This window comes from Dietzia sp. PP-33 (assembly GCF_033790845.1).
GTDB lineage: Bacteria > Actinomycetota > Actinomycetes > Mycobacteriales > Mycobacteriaceae > Dietzia.
This window is the reverse complement of the sequence record NZ_JAMYEI010000007.1, coordinates 152,129-164,892: the sequence shown is the minus strand read 5'-3', so window position 1 is coordinate 164,892 and position 12,764 is coordinate 152,129. Positions and strand designations below refer to the sequence as shown.

Sequence of the window (12,764 nt, the reverse complement as noted above, 5' to 3'; positions counted from 1 at the left end):
GACGGGGACGGGCCGCGCGGGCGACACCGCCGGCCGGACCACCAGTAGACGACGTCGAGTGTGACCTGCAGAGCAAGCTCACACTGGGGCAGTTCCTCAAGCTGGCGTCGCTGCTCGACTCCGGGGCGGAGGCCAAGGACGCGGTCGCCGCGGGTGCGGTCAGCGTCAACGGTGAGGTGGACGTGCGTCGCGGTCGCGGACTGGTCGACGGCGACGTGGTGTCGTTCGGAGGACGTGCGGCCCGCGTGGTCGCCCGTGACGGGCAGGGGGAGGTCTGAATGGACGAGATGACGTCCGGTTCCGTTCCCGCCCCGGTGGTGCTCCACGACGACGACCCGGGGGCCCGTCGCTACGCCGGATGGTTGGCGGAGGAATTCGACACCCGCACCTCGCACCACGACGCGGTGGATCCCGGCGAGCTCGTGGTGGCCGGGACCGTCGTGCTGGTCACCGGTATGCGCCCGGGAGGCGGCCTGGGTGGATCGGGGTTCATCAAGGACAACTGGGAAGCGCTCGTGGAGGCAGGACGCCGGGTCGCGGTGGTGATGGTCGGCCCCACCCCGGTGACCGACGACGCCCGGATCGACCTCATGTCGAGCGAGTTCTCCGCAGACCAACTCCGGGACCTCAAGTTGTTCCAACTGCGCGGTGTGGTGACACCTGACCAACTCGGGTTCCGCCAGCGGCTCGGGGTCAGGACGGCCCTGGCCGCGTTGCGTCGGAAACCCGACCGCACCCCGGAGGAGGAGTCGATGCTCGAACTCGGCGGACTGGACCTCACCGACCGCGTGTCGCTCGGACCGCTGCTGCGCTGGATCCGGCGCGAGGCCTGACACGTGGTCGACCGGCCATGCCGGTGTGATACCCGCTACACTCCACCCGGACGGCCCCACGCCCGGGTGGGGTGGATACACGGAGGGCCCCAGTCATGCGCACGACCATTCTCGCCGCGGCCTCGACCGCACTGACGGCCGCCGCCCTGCTCGCCGGAGCCGGGACGGCGACAGCAGCGCCGACCGAGGAGTCGGCGGAGCCGTACTGCGTGGAGATCACGACGTTCACGAACGCGGGTCGGTGTATGACGATCACCCCCGAGATGATCGATTCCCTCAGCAGCCTGGGCTACGGTTCATTCGGCACCGGTTCGCTCATGGATCTGCTCTCGATGATCATCAACACCGGCTCCGTCGCGCTCTCGGTCGACCTGCCCAACGCGACCGGGTCCTACGCGCCCGGATCCCTGGGCAGCTACGGGCCGGAGGCGTCGATCGGCACGTTGTCCGTCGGCCCGGTCGCCAGCCTGGCCGGGGCGTCCTGACCCCCGCGTAGCGGATACCTTCGGGTGCCGAGCGCACCACGTGGGCCCCGCGCGCAACCAGGGCTCAGCGCACCACGATTCCGTCGGAGTCCGCGTAGAGCATGTCGCCGGGGACGAAGTCGACCCCGCCGAAACTCACTGTGACATCGCGCTGCCCGTCGCCCGTCTTGCTGGACTTGCGCGGGTTGGTGCCCAGGGCTTTGCACCCGAAGTCCATCTGTCCCACGACGGCGGAGTCGCGGATCGCGCCGTGCACCACCACGCCGGCCCAGCCGTTGGACCGTCCGAGTTCCGCGATGAGGTCGCCGACGAGCGCGGTGTGCACGCTGGCGTCGCCGTCGATCACCAGGACCCGACCCTCGCCGGGCTCTCCGAGAACGATCTTGAGCAGGGCGTTGTCCTGGAAACAGCGGACAGTGGCGATAGGGCCGGAGAACTCGGTGCGGCCTCCGAGGTCGCGGAACTGGGTGTCGCAACTGCGGACGTCCTCGCCGATCTCGTCGACGAGGTCCGCGGTGGGGATGAATCCGGTCGGGGTGTCGGTCATGGCGGGCCCTCCTGGTATGCGTTCGGTCTCGACTCCACGCTATCGGGCGACCTGGCCCCGGGAGACCGCGCCTGTGGGGGACAATGGCGGCCGAGGGCGACTCCGCGCCCTCTCCAGACGTAGGAGGGACGATCCGTGGCCAGGTACGAACTCCTCATCCACGCCCGCCGCGCCGTGATCGACGGACGCATACAGCAGGCGGCCGTGGCGGTGGACGGCGGCGTGATCTCGTCCGTGCGTACCGGGTCCGAGGCCCGCGACATCGGGCTGGCGGGCGACCACACGCTCGCTCTCGGTGATGACGTCGTCCTGATGCCGGGACTGGTCGATCCACACGTCAGCACGGAGGACGTCGCGGTGGGCACCCGCTCGGCCGCCCTCGGGGGGATCACGTCGGTGATCGACTACGGCACGAACGGCGATCCCACCGCCACCGAACCAGACCACGTGGACCGCTGGCGCGACGGCGTGACCGGAGAGTCATTCGTCGACGTGGGCCTGTGGGGCGCCGCCGTCCCGGGCAACCTCGGTCGTCTCGGCGAATTGCTGGACCACGGGGTGTTCGGCATCTCCGCGGTGGCGGACGGCAAGGGAGTGGCGGGAACGCCCACCTTGTCAGGCGCCCGGCTCACGGAGGCGGCGGAGGAGGTCGCCGGCCTCGGAGGTCTGTTCGCCGCGGACGCGGGGGTCGACGATCTGCCCGCACTGCTGGACGTGTGTCGCCGGACCGGTGGCCGGTTGCACCTGCGCGCGGTGGCCGAAGCCGAGGAGTTGCCCCTCCTGCGGGCGGCCCGGGCGGAGGGCCTGCCCGTCAGCACCTCGACGAGTCCGCACCTGCTCGCCCTGGTATCGGAGGTCACCCTCGGTGGCGCGGCGACCGCCGGACTCGATCCGCCGATTCCGGACGCCGCCACCCGTGAGCTGCTCTGGGACGCCCTGCGTGACGGCACGATCGACGCGATCGCCTCGGCGCGCCTCGGGTTGTCGGTCGTGTGGACGGAGGCGCGGCGCCGGGGATGCGACCTCGCGGACGTGGCGCAGTGGATGTCCGGGCAGACGGCCGCGGTCGTGGGTCTCGAGGACAGGGGGGAGATCCGCACCGGTTTACGGGCGGACTTCACCGCGGTCGCGGACGACGAGGCGTTCGTCGTCCTCCCCGGTGTCCGTGAGCTTGGTTCGGCCGATTCGGTCTACGCGCAGCGGGCCCTTGCCGGAGTGGTGCGTTGGACCATGACGGACGGCCGGTTCGTCGATGCCCGCGCCCTGCCCCGGGGCGCGGTCCTGTCCCGAACCACAACGTGAACCCCGCGATGGAGCGACTGGCCTTCATCCCGTTCCCGGACGGCGTGACCTCGGCGCTGCTCATTACCGAGTACGCCCTCAAGATCCTCGCCCTGGGGATGGTCCCGGAGAACCGACAACCGTCCTCCTCGCAGGCCTGGTTGTTGGCGATCCTGTTCATCCCCGTCGTCGGGGTGCCGCTGTTCCTCCTGCTGGGCAACCCGTACCTCACAGGCCGACGCCACATCATCCAGGCCGAGGCCAACCGGCTCTACGAGGAAGCGCTGGAGAAGTGGCCCACGGTCCCCGACAGTGTGCGGGTCCAACCCGGGGTGCGGACGATCCTCGAGATGAACCGCAACCTCACCGCGATCCCCTGCATGTCCGGGGAGTTCGTGGGTCTGCACTCGGACTACGCGACGTCTCTCGCCACGATGACGGCTGCTGTGCGCTCCGCCCGGGACCACGTGCACGTCGAGTTCTACGCCCAGTCCTGGGACGACGAGACCGACGAGTTCTTCACCGCCGCGGTCGAGGCCGCCGAGCGGGGGGTGACGGTCCGGGTGCTCGTGGACCATCTCGGGTCCCTGCGGTACCGGGGCTTCAAGCGGTTGCGGCGGCGCCTGCGTCACTCGCCGGTCGAGCTTCACCTGATGCTGCCGATCAACCCGTTCGTCGGCAGGTTCCGACGCCCCGACCTCCGGAATCACCGCAAGATGCTCATCGTCGACGGCCGCCACGGGTTCATCGGCTCGCAGAACCTCATCGCGCGCAACTACGGCAGCCCGCGCAACACCCGGCTCGGCCGGGAGTGGGTGGACCTCATGATGGAGGTACGGGGGGAGATCGTCCAGGCGATGAACGGCGTCTTCGCCGTGGACTGGTACTCCGAATGCGGTGAGGTCATCGGCACCCTCGACGAACTGTCCGGCGGCAGCTCGGTGACGACCGGACACGTGGCGGGGGACCCCACCGCCGGTGACCCGGTCAGCGCATTCCAACTCGTCCCGTCTGGTCCCGGCTATCGCACGCAGCCGAACCTGCGCATGTTCACCCAGCTCATCGGACAGGCCGAGCACAGGATCAGGATCGTCAGTCCGTACTTCGTCCCGGACGAGGCGCTACTCCACGCGGTCACCTCGGCGGCCTACCGGGGCGTCGACGTGGAGTTGTTCGTCCCCGATCACGCGGACCAGTTCATGGTGCACCACGCCCAGCGGTCCTATTTCCGTGCGCTGCTCGAGGCCGGGGTGCGGATCAACCGGTTCCGCTCCCCGGCGGTCCTGCACACCAAGATGCTGTTGATCGACGACTACGGCGGGGTGGTGGGCTCGAGCAACATGGACCAGCGCTCGTTCAACCTGAACTTCGAGATCAGCCTTCTGGTCCTCGGTGGGGAGGCGTTGGCGGAGATGAACGAGGCGGTGGACGCCTACCTCGAGGACAGCACGTCCCTCGGACTGGAGACCTGGCAGCGCCGCCCCTGGCCGGGACGCTACGTCGACAACGTCGCGCGGTTGAGTTCGGCACTTCAGTAGTGTCCGGCACCGCAGTAGTACGCTTTGCCTGCGTGGGCCGACAGGGCCCTGTTCGTGACGAGAGGCCAGTGCAGATGCCCCAGAACCGTGGTTCCGGACTCCGGACGAGGCGCGTGGGCGCCGTCGTCGTCGCCACGGCGCTCGCAGCGGTCGCGACCCCGGCCGTGGCGCAGGGGCAAGAGGGCTCGGGCTCCGACTCCTCGATGCCCGGTCAGACCGGTAACAGCAGCGTCGACGACCTGACCGGCCTGATCCCGGACGAGATCGTCGTCGGCGACCCCGGTATCGGCGGGGGATCCGAGGGGTTGAGGGACCTGGGCAGCGGTGCCGTGCCGGACGCCGCGCTGTCCGCCGGCCAGGTGCTGGGCTCGGTGGCGCCTTTGGAGGCACTGGGGTCGACGGGAGGGTCCGCGGTGGCCTCCGTGGCCTCCTCGGGCAGCCTGCCCGGGTCGGTCTACGCCAATCCGACCGGCTCGCTCGGCTCGGGAACCATCGGGCTGGGTTCACTCTCGATCCCCGAGTACATCTTCCCCGTGCTCAGCGTGCAGTTCGCCGGCGGGTTCTTCACCGCTCTGGGCGAGCGCCAGGAGGCCGGTGAGCTGTACCCGCACGAGCTGACGTTCTGGAACGACGTGGTGGTGGGCTCGGCCGAGGGCGGCGCACTCCTCGAGGACGCCGCGGCGGCCGCCGGGACCGGGCTCCCCGGCGGGCTGGCCGGCAGCATCGACGCGGTCCAGCGTTCCGCACTGCAGGACCCGTTCGAGGAGAACGAGCGGCGTAGGGCTATCGCCGAGGCCGCCGCGGAGGCGGAGGGCGCGGACGGCACCGTCGACGACGACAGCGTCGAGGGTGGCGTCTCACCCGCAGGCGTCACCGGCGACGGGGCGCCCACGCTGACCGACGCGGCTACGCCCGCCGTGCCGGCGCAGGCCGCGCAGGTTCAGTCGCGTGCCCCGCAGGCGCAGGCTCCGCAGATGCAGGCTCCGCAGATGCAGACCGCGGCGCCGGCGACCCTGGCGGACACCGGTGTCGAGACGACCGCGATCGCGGGACTCGCGACGATGAGCCTGGTGCTGGGGACCCTGCTGCTGGCGGCGTCCCGGCGCCGCAGCTGAGCCACCGCAACGGAGTTGCCGCAGCTGAGCCACCGCGGTCGAACCGGCGTGGCTCAGCTCGCCGTCATCTCCGCGCAGCGCTCCCACAGTGCCGCGGCGACCGCGCGGTCGTGTGAGGCGCGGTTGGACTCGACGATCTTCGGGTGGCCGCTGAGCTCGCCGAACCCGTCCGGACCCACATATGCGCCGCCGGGAACGGAGGCCACCGTGGCGGCGTAGAGCTGCGGCAGTGCCCCGCGCTCGGCCGGCTGGACCAGGAACGGGACCTTCTCGGCGACGCGCATCATCAGATCCTGGACGCGGCTGCCACTGCGGTACTGCAGATTGGTGGCCGAGTACCCGGGATGGGCGGCCACGGCCTTGAGCTGTGACCCCGCGGCGTCGAACCGGCGCTGCTGCTCATAGGCGAGCATGATGCATTCCAGTTTAGTGGCCGCATAGACGGGCATCGCCGCGTACTTGCGTCGGGTCCAGTCCAGATCCTCCGGGTCCACGGTGCCGGTCTTGTGCATCATCGAGCCGAGCCACACCACCCGGTCGGTGAGCACCGGTACGAGTTGCTCGGTGAGCGCGAAATGGCCGAGCACGTTCACCCCGAACTGCATCTCGTGGCCCTGCGCGGTGCGCGCCGCCGGGATGTTCATGAGTCCGGCGTTGTTGATCAACACATCCGGCCGGTGGCCGGCCAACACCTGGCCGGCGGAGCGGACCGAGTCCAGATCGGCCAGGTCCAACTCCACCACCTCCGCCCGCTCCGGGTGCGGCAGACCGGCCCGGGCCGCCTCCGCGCGGGAGGTGTCCCGGCAGGCCATCAGCACCCGGGCCCCCGCCCCGGTGAGTGCCCGGGTCGATTGCAGCCCGAGGCCGGCGTTGGCGCCGGTGATGACGAAGGTCCGGCCGGTCTGGTCAGGGATGTCGGCTGTGGTCCATTTGCTGGTCATTCGTCCAGCGTACGCACGTCCCGCCCCCTCGTCGGCCGACTCGCGAGCCCGGAATGGGCCGGCCCGGGCTCGTAACCGGTCGCGTTCCGGACAAACTGGCAGCGCAGCCGCGGGCGCGACGAGGGGGCGCCCGAGTCAGCCCCAGGTCGCCGTATCGGGATCGATCCCGTGCGCGCGGGCGTCGGCCTCCACTGCGGCGATGATCCACTCCGTCAGTCCCGGCTCGAGCGAGTCGTAGGTCTCGGCGAAGCGCTGGTCCTGCCGGTACATGCGCGCCAGCAACACCTGCATCGAGCGGGTGCAGTCGTAGAACTCCGAGATCGACGCGCGGTGACGCCCGACCAAGGCGGCGGCCTCGGGCGACGCCGGGTCCACCCCGGACCGCCTGGCTGCTGCCAGGTCGGAGTTCAGGGCGTCCGTCTCGGCCTTGACCCGGCGCCAGTCCTCCTTGGACATCGAACTGGTTCGCTGCTGCGACTGTTCCCACTGCGGGGTGTCGCCCCAGCGTTGTTCGGCCTCGGTCTGCCATTCCTCGTTCCAGTCGGTGCCGAAGATCTCGGCCCGGTCCCCGGGTGTCAGTGGTGCGTTCACTGCGATCGCCTCCTTCAGGCGGTCTACTGCGGAGACCATCTCCTGCAGGTGTGAGATGCGGGCGAGGAGCAGCTCACGCTGCCGGGCCAGGTGTGCGGACTCGTCCACGAACGGGTCGTCGAGGAGTGCGCCGATCTGCGCGAGCGGGAAGCCGAGCTCGCGGTAGACCAGCACCCGGTGGATGCGCGCGACGTCGTCGTCGTCGTATACCCGGTAGTCCGACCATGTCCGCTCGCTCGCCGGCGCCAACCCGATCCGGTCCCAGTGGTGCAGGGTCCGGACGCTCACGCCGACGAGCTCGGCCACCGCGCCCACGGTGAGTCCGTCACTCGTCGTCATTCCTCCAGCATCTCTCACATCGATCACCCTGAGCCCTGACACGACGTCAGGGTCAAGGGGCCGGGCGGTACCGCGACGGCTTACCCGTCGGTAACATCGGGGCATGAGCCGACCCACGCCCCGTGTCTACGACCGTCTTCGCGACCTCGTCGCGATCCCCGAGTTCCGCGCCGATCCGTCGAGCCGCCCGTCAGCCGTCATCGAGGAGGTCTTCACCGGCGAACCGCTGGCGGAGATCCCCGTCGGGACGGTCGACGACGTGGCGGCGGCGGTCGAGCGAGCCCGCGCCGCACAGGTGGCGTGGGCCGAGCGCGACCCCGAGGACCGCGTCGCGATCCTCAAGCGGTTCGCGTCCCTGGTCATGCGTAACCGGGAGCAGCTCATGGACATCGTCCAGGCGGAGACCGGCAAGAGCCGGTCCTCGGCGCAGGAAGAGGTCCTGGACTGCCTCCTCACCGCGCGGCACTACGCCAAGACCGCTCCGAGGCTGCTCTCACCCAAGCGGGTCAAGGGCATGTTGCCGGGACTGACCAAGGCCGTGGTCCGGCGCCACCCCAAGGGGGTCGTGGGAGTGATCGCGCCGTGGAACTACCCGCTCAACCTCGCCGCGACGGACGCGCTCGCCGCGCTCGCCGCAGGTAACGCCGTGGTGATCAAACCCGCGTCCATCACACCGTTCTGCGCGCTCGCCGCAGCCGACATGCTCTACCGTGCGGGGTTGCCCCGCGACCTGTTCCAGGTCGTCCCGGGCTCGGGCGGGACCGTCGGCGGCGCGATCGTGGAGAACGTGGACTACCTCATGTTCACCGGCTCCACGGCCACCGGACGCACCCTCGGCCGCCAGTGCGGCGAGCGGCTGATCGGCTTCTCCGCCGAGCTGGGCGGCAAGAACGCCATGATCGTCGCCGCGGGTGCCGACCTCGACGAGGTCGCCGAGGTGGCCACCCGCGCGTTCTTCTCGAACTCCGGTCAGCTGTGCATCTCCGTGGAGCGGGTGTACGTGGAGAAGTCGGTGGCCCCGCAGCTCATCGAGAAGCTCACCGCCCGTGTGCTGTCCATGAGTGTCGGCCCGGGATACGACTTCGAGGCCGAGATGGGCAGCCTCATCTCCCAGGATCAACTGGACACCGTCTCCGCCCACGTGGACGACGCCGTGGCCAAGGGCGCACGGGTGCTGGCCGGTGGCCGCCCCCGCCCGGATCTCGGCCCGCTGTTCTACGAGCCCACGCTTCTCGCGGACGTACCGGAGGACGCCACCTGCTACGGCGAGGAGACGTTCGGTCCGGTCGTGTCGATCTACCCGGTCGACTCGGTGGACGAGGCGGTGGCCAAGGCCAACGACACCGAGTACGGGCTCAACTCATCCGTGTTCGCCGCGTCCGACGCGGAGGGCGAGGAGATCGCGGCTCGCCTGCGGACCGGCACCGTCAACGTGGGTGAGGGATACGTGGCCGGCTGGGGTTCGATCGCCGGCCCGATGGGCGGGATGGGCGCCTCCGGCGTCGGCCGCAGGCACGGCGACGAGGGCCTGCTCAAGTACACCGAGGCGCAGACCATCGCCACGCAGCGTGTCATGCACCTGGGCGGGCCCTCGTTCCTGCCCCGGAACCGGTGGCAGAAGGTCCTCGCACCCGCCACGGACGCGATGCGGTTCCTCCCGGGGAGGTAGGCCCTGCAGGCGGGGTGCGGACCGCACCCCGCCGGCCCGGCGGCAACGACGTCCCCGATGTCGATCCCGGTGCTCCGGGGGCCCGGTGACGCCGTCAGTTGCCGCGGCGCAGCAACACGAACGCGCCGCCGATCAGCAGGACGGCCAGGCCGCCCACCACCCACAGCGCCGGGTCGACACCGGAGGAGGCCTCGTTCGAGGTCTCCTCGACTGACTGGTCATCGGCCTGGCCCCCGGTCGGGGCCCCTGACCGGTCGTCGGCGGCCGCGCCCGGGGTGGTGGCCGTGGCCGACGAATCGGTGCCGCCGGGTGATCCGGGCTCGACGGAGAAGGCCGAGGACCCACTCACGACGTGACCGTCGGCCGAGGTCACCCGGTAGCCGATGGTGTACGCGCCGGCCGCCAGGTCGTCGAGCGCCGCGGTGACGGTCGACCCCTCGACGACGGGCTCGTCGACCACGAGGTTGGTCCGGTCGGCGTCCGTGGTGACGGCGACCGAGGCGAACATCTGGTTGATCTCCTCGTTGAAGGTCAGCGTGACCTGGTCGGGGGAGGCCTCGAGCGTCGAGCCGTCCTGCGGGTCCACCGAGACGAGGGCCGAGTGCGCGGCGGCGGTGGGGGCGAACACGGTGGCGGGGGCCGCGGCGCCGCCGGTCAGGGCGAGGGCGAACGCTACGGCGGCGAGCCGACCGGGTGCCTTGGAGGCGAGCCGACCGGGTGCCTGTGTGGCGAGCCGACCGGGTGCCTTTGTAGCGAGCCGCGCGGAGAATGCCGTCACGGTGTGACGCCGAGGCGGGCGAACACGTCCTTGCTGACCCGGTCGAGTTCACCCGAGATGGCGCTGTGCACCTCGCGGCGCTTCGCGGTCGGTGTTGTCTCCGCGGTCTCGACGGCGGTGCGCAGATCCTTCAGACGTGTCCGGGTGGAGGCCAGGAAGTCCTCGACCTGGCGGTCGCCGCCACGGCTCACGGCGAGCTGGTCGAGGGTCTGCTCGAGCCGCACGATCCGGGACCCGAGGGCCGCACCGGGACCGGTGGCATCGATACCGGCGGCCTTGAGATCCACTCCTCCGGCGGACTTGTCGGCGGAGCTCTGCGCATTGGACACCAGCTTGTAGAGCATCGGCAGCAGAACCGGGGTCGCGACCTTGGCCACGTCCAGCCAGCGCTGCACGTCCTCCTTGCCGAGCTTGGTGCCCTCGAGTTTCCTCAGCTCCATCTCGGCGAGCTGGTACTCGTGTTTGCGGCCGGCCGCGTCGATCTTCTCGGCCGTTTTCCGGTCCTTGGCCAGCAGCTTCGCCTCGCGCTTGAGGGTGGCACGCTCCTGCTTGGACATGACCTTCTCCGCCTTTCGATTCCGCCTGGAGGCCTTCCGGGCGAGCTCATCCTGGCGCTTCGCCCGCTTGGCCTCACGTTTGGCCTTGCGGTCGGCGTTCTTGCCCTCCAATTTCGCCCGCTTCTTGGCCTCCGCCAGATCGACGCGATGCGCCTCCTTGGCCTTGTGCCTGGCCTCCTTGGCGGCGAGCTTCGCCTCGGTCATGGCGGTGGACTTGAGCGCGGAGGCGTGGGCGCGGAGCTCGGCGCGCTTGTCGCGGTAGGTCGTCAGCTTGCCCATGGGCGTCGATCCTTCTCTCGTCGCGAACATCAGGGCCCCAGCCTAGGCGAATCGATCCTCGGTGAGCACCGGACCGGTATCCGTGCCCGGCGTGGGTCATGATGGACATCGATGGACGACGCCCGGGACGGACCGAACCGGGCCCTCGACGGCGCGGTGGTGGGGCCGGCCTCGGGGGCCCGGTGCCTGCACCGCGTGGCGAGGGAGCGGGATGCGGGTCCGTCGTGGTGGCGGACGGCTCCGCTCGACGAGGGCGTTCGGCTGCGCGCCATGGCGGCCGCCGACCGCCGCGCCGGCCTGCGCGAGCGGGCACTCCGACACGCCGGCCCCGAGGCGCGGGTGGTGGACGTGGTGGGGGACCACTGGACGGATCTGCCGGGTGACGTCCCCGGTGACGACGACGAAGCGGCGACGCGACGTGCTCTATCCGAGGGGGCAACCCTGGTGTGGGGCGCTGCACTGCCCGCCGATCACCGCTCGGGCCGGGTCGGCCTGCGCTGCACGCTCGCCGCCGTACCGGGCGGGGGCCACGCGCCCGTCCTGGTGGTCAACCACAAGGTGGTGGACCCGCGGCGGAGCCGGCGGTCGGCGGGAGCGCTGGTGACCCGGTTGCTCGACTGGGATCCGGCCCCCGATCCGACACTGCGGCTTCGTCGTCATCCAGCGGACCTGGACCGTCTCGCCCACGCCTGGCACCTCCTCGACGTGCTGGGACACGCCGCCCCCACGCCGGTCGGGGCGGTGCTCGGACTGGGGTCCGCGCGCGCCGTCGTCCACGATCTCGAACCGGTCCTGCCCGCCGCCGATCGGAACCACGCGACGCGGCTGGCGGTGGTCCGGGGCGAGCTCGCGACGGCGCCCAGCCGGATCGGAGAGTGCCGCACCTGCCCGTGGTGGGAGGGCTGGGACGATCGGGGCACGCCCGTGGAGGGGTGCCGCGACCAGTTGGTCGTCGCCGACGACGTGAGCCTCGTCGTGGGCGGAGGGCAGGTGGGGCCGTTGCGTGCGGCGGGGGTCCGCACGGTGGCGGAACTCGCCGAGGCCGGGCCGGAGCGTCCGCCGGACTGGAACGGCGAGCCGTTCTCCGACGCGGTCCTGCGGGCCCGCGCGCACCGGGACGGTGAGGTGGTCGTCCCCAAAGTGGCCCGGCCCGCCATCCCGCGCGCGGACATCGAGGTGGACGTGGACCTGGAGAGCCACCTCAACGACGGCGCCTACCTCTGGGGTGTCCTGCTCACCCTCCGGGACGGGCGACGGCTCGAGGCGGAGGGTTACCGGCCGTTCGTCACCTGGGCGCGGCTCCCGGACCCGGACGAGGGTCGCTCGTTCGCCGAGTTCTGGCGCTGGCTCACCGGCATCCGGGACAGGGCCGCGGGGCAGGGGCGCACCTTCCGCGCCTACTGCTACTCGAGATCCGCCGAGAACGCCTGGATGCTCTCGACCGCCACCAGGTTCGGGCCCGACGGCACCAGCGCCGTGGTCAGGGGCGTTCCCTCTGTGGCGGAGGTGCGCGATTTCATCTCCTCGCCGCAGTGGGTCGACGTCCACGAGGCGGTGGCGACCCAGTTCGTCTCCACCTCCGGACTCGGACTCAAGGTGGTGGCACCGGTGTCCGGATTCCACTGGCGGGACCCGGAGGCCGGGGGAGAGGCGTCGATCGGCTGGTACCGGGACGCACAGGCCTCCCGGGGGGTCGAGCGGGACTCCGGCCGCGAGCGCATCCTCGCCTACAACGAGGACGACGTCCGGGCCACCCGGGCTGTGCGGGAATGGATCTCGAGTCGATTGTGACCGAGTTTTAACTGAGAGTG

Annotated in this window: 13 protein-coding genes; 8 read left to right on the top strand and 5 right to left on the bottom strand. The window is 70.8% G+C overall.

The genetic code is table 11. The features are described from left to right. The first annotated feature begins 65 nt into the window (after positions 1-65). The 3 genes from NJE57_RS13420 (at position 66) to NJE57_RS13410 (ending at position 1,318) form a co-directional block, all read left to right on the top strand. The gene (locus NJE57_RS13420) at positions 66-278 is read left to right on the top strand and encodes an RNA-binding S4 domain-containing protein (RefSeq protein WP_413464416.1); all 213 of its coding nucleotides are present in this window, start codon (positions 66-68) and stop codon (positions 276-278) included. After that, on the top strand, positions 279-833 hold the full coding sequence (locus NJE57_RS13415) for a hypothetical protein (protein ID WP_319028953.1): 555 nt from the start codon (positions 279-281) through the stop codon (positions 831-833). A 95-nt stretch (positions 834-928) separates the two neighbouring features. Beyond that, entirely contained in the window at positions 929-1,318 is a 390-nt protein-coding gene (locus tag NJE57_RS13410; RefSeq protein WP_319028952.1) for a hypothetical protein, read from the top strand. Positions 1,319-1,382: 64 nt separating this feature from the next. On the opposite strand, the gene rraA is transcribed toward NJE57_RS13410, so the two are convergent. Further along, positions 1,383-1,865: a ribonuclease E activity regulator RraA gene (rraA, locus tag NJE57_RS13405; RefSeq protein ID WP_319028950.1), complete on the bottom strand. Its 483-nt coding sequence runs from the start codon at positions 1,863-1,865 to the stop codon at positions 1,383-1,385. 135 nt (positions 1,866-2,000) lie between these two features. Here rraA and NJE57_RS13400 point away from each other — a divergent pair, with 135 nt between their 5' ends. The 3 genes from NJE57_RS13400 to NJE57_RS13390 all read left to right on the top strand — a co-directional run bounded on the left by NJE57_RS13400 (position 2,001) and on the right by NJE57_RS13390 (position 5,799). Further along, positions 2,001-3,167 carry an amidohydrolase family protein gene (locus NJE57_RS13400; protein ID WP_319028949.1) on the top strand — a complete coding sequence of 389 codons (1,167 nt, stop codon included), beginning with the start codon at positions 2,001-2,003 and terminating at the stop codon, positions 3,165-3,167. Positions 3,168-3,175: 8 nt separating this feature from the next. Continuing rightward, positions 3,176-4,684: a phospholipase D-like domain-containing protein gene (locus NJE57_RS13395; RefSeq protein ID WP_319029064.1), complete on the top strand. Its 1,509-nt coding sequence runs from the start codon at positions 3,176-3,178 to the stop codon at positions 4,682-4,684. A 74-nt stretch (positions 4,685-4,758) separates the two neighbouring features. Then, the gene (locus NJE57_RS13390; RefSeq protein ID WP_319028948.1) at positions 4,759-5,799 is read left to right on the top strand and encodes a hypothetical protein; all 1,041 of its coding nucleotides are present in this window, start codon (positions 4,759-4,761) and stop codon (positions 5,797-5,799) included. 53 nt (positions 5,800-5,852) lie between these two features. On the opposite strand, the gene NJE57_RS13385 is transcribed toward NJE57_RS13390, so the two are convergent. After that, positions 5,853-6,740: an oxidoreductase gene (locus NJE57_RS13385; RefSeq protein ID WP_319028947.1), complete on the bottom strand. Its 888-nt coding sequence runs from the start codon at positions 6,738-6,740 to the stop codon at positions 5,853-5,855. Between the two features lie 135 nt (positions 6,741-6,875). Further along, positions 6,876-7,670: a MerR family transcriptional regulator gene (locus NJE57_RS13380; RefSeq protein WP_319028946.1), complete on the bottom strand. Its 795-nt coding sequence runs from the start codon at positions 7,668-7,670 to the stop codon at positions 6,876-6,878. A gap of 103 nt (positions 7,671-7,773) precedes the next feature. Here NJE57_RS13380 and NJE57_RS13375 point away from each other — a divergent pair, with 103 nt between their 5' ends. After that, positions 7,774-9,339: a succinic semialdehyde dehydrogenase gene (locus NJE57_RS13375; RefSeq protein WP_319028945.1), complete on the top strand. Its 1,566-nt coding sequence runs from the start codon at positions 7,774-7,776 to the stop codon at positions 9,337-9,339. Positions 9,340-9,433: 94 nt separating this feature from the next. Here the strand turns inward: NJE57_RS13375 and NJE57_RS13370 are convergent, their stop codons facing one another. Both NJE57_RS13370 and NJE57_RS13365 read right to left on the bottom strand, forming a co-directional pair. After that, entirely contained in the window at positions 9,434-10,117 is a 684-nt protein-coding gene (locus tag NJE57_RS13370) for a copper resistance protein CopC (protein WP_319028944.1), read from the bottom strand. Beyond that, positions 10,114-10,953, bottom strand: a complete 840-nt coding sequence (locus NJE57_RS13365) for a DUF6474 family protein (protein ID WP_319028943.1) — start codon at positions 10,951-10,953, stop codon at positions 10,114-10,116. The genes NJE57_RS13370 and NJE57_RS13365 overlap by 4 nt, the downstream gene beginning before the upstream one ends. 111 nt (positions 10,954-11,064) lie before the next feature. Between NJE57_RS13365 and NJE57_RS13360 the strand changes: the two genes are divergently transcribed. Then, positions 11,065-12,744 (top strand): TM0106 family RecB-like putative nuclease, encoded by a 1,680-nt coding sequence (locus tag NJE57_RS13360; protein ID WP_319028942.1) that lies wholly within the window; start codon positions 11,065-11,067, stop codon positions 12,742-12,744. The last annotated feature ends 20 nt before the right edge of the window (positions 12,745-12,764 follow it).

Bases quoted from the DNA above. Each gene is read 5' to 3' on its own strand.
- NJE57_RS13415 (WP_319028953.1), top strand. From the start codon at position 279: ATGGACGAGATGACGTCCGGTTCCGTTCCCGCCCCGGTGGTGCTCCAC.
- NJE57_RS13410 (WP_319028952.1), top strand. From the start codon at position 929: ATGCGCACGACCATTCTCGCCGCGGCCTCGACCGCACTGACGGCCGCC.
- rraA (WP_319028950.1), bottom strand. From the start codon at position 1,865: ATGACCGACACCCCGACCGGATTCATCCCCACCGCGGACCTCGTCGAC.
- NJE57_RS13395 (WP_319029064.1), top strand. From the start codon at position 3,176: ATGGAGCGACTGGCCTTCATCCCGTTCCCGGACGGCGTGACCTCGGCG.
- NJE57_RS13390 (WP_319028948.1), top strand. From the start codon at position 4,759: ATGCCCCAGAACCGTGGTTCCGGACTCCGGACGAGGCGCGTGGGCGCC.
- NJE57_RS13385 (WP_319028947.1), bottom strand. From the start codon at position 6,740: ATGACCAGCAAATGGACCACAGCCGACATCCCTGACCAGACCGGCCGG.
- NJE57_RS13380 (WP_319028946.1), bottom strand. From the start codon at position 7,670: ATGACGACGAGTGACGGACTCACCGTGGGCGCGGTGGCCGAGCTCGTC.
- NJE57_RS13375 (WP_319028945.1), top strand. From the start codon at position 7,774: ATGAGCCGACCCACGCCCCGTGTCTACGACCGTCTTCGCGACCTCGTC.
- NJE57_RS13365 (WP_319028943.1), bottom strand. From the start codon at position 10,953: ATGGGCAAGCTGACGACCTACCGCGACAAGCGCGCCGAGCTCCGCGCC.
- NJE57_RS13360 (WP_319028942.1), top strand. From the start codon at position 11,065: ATGGACGACGCCCGGGACGGACCGAACCGGGCCCTCGACGGCGCGGTG.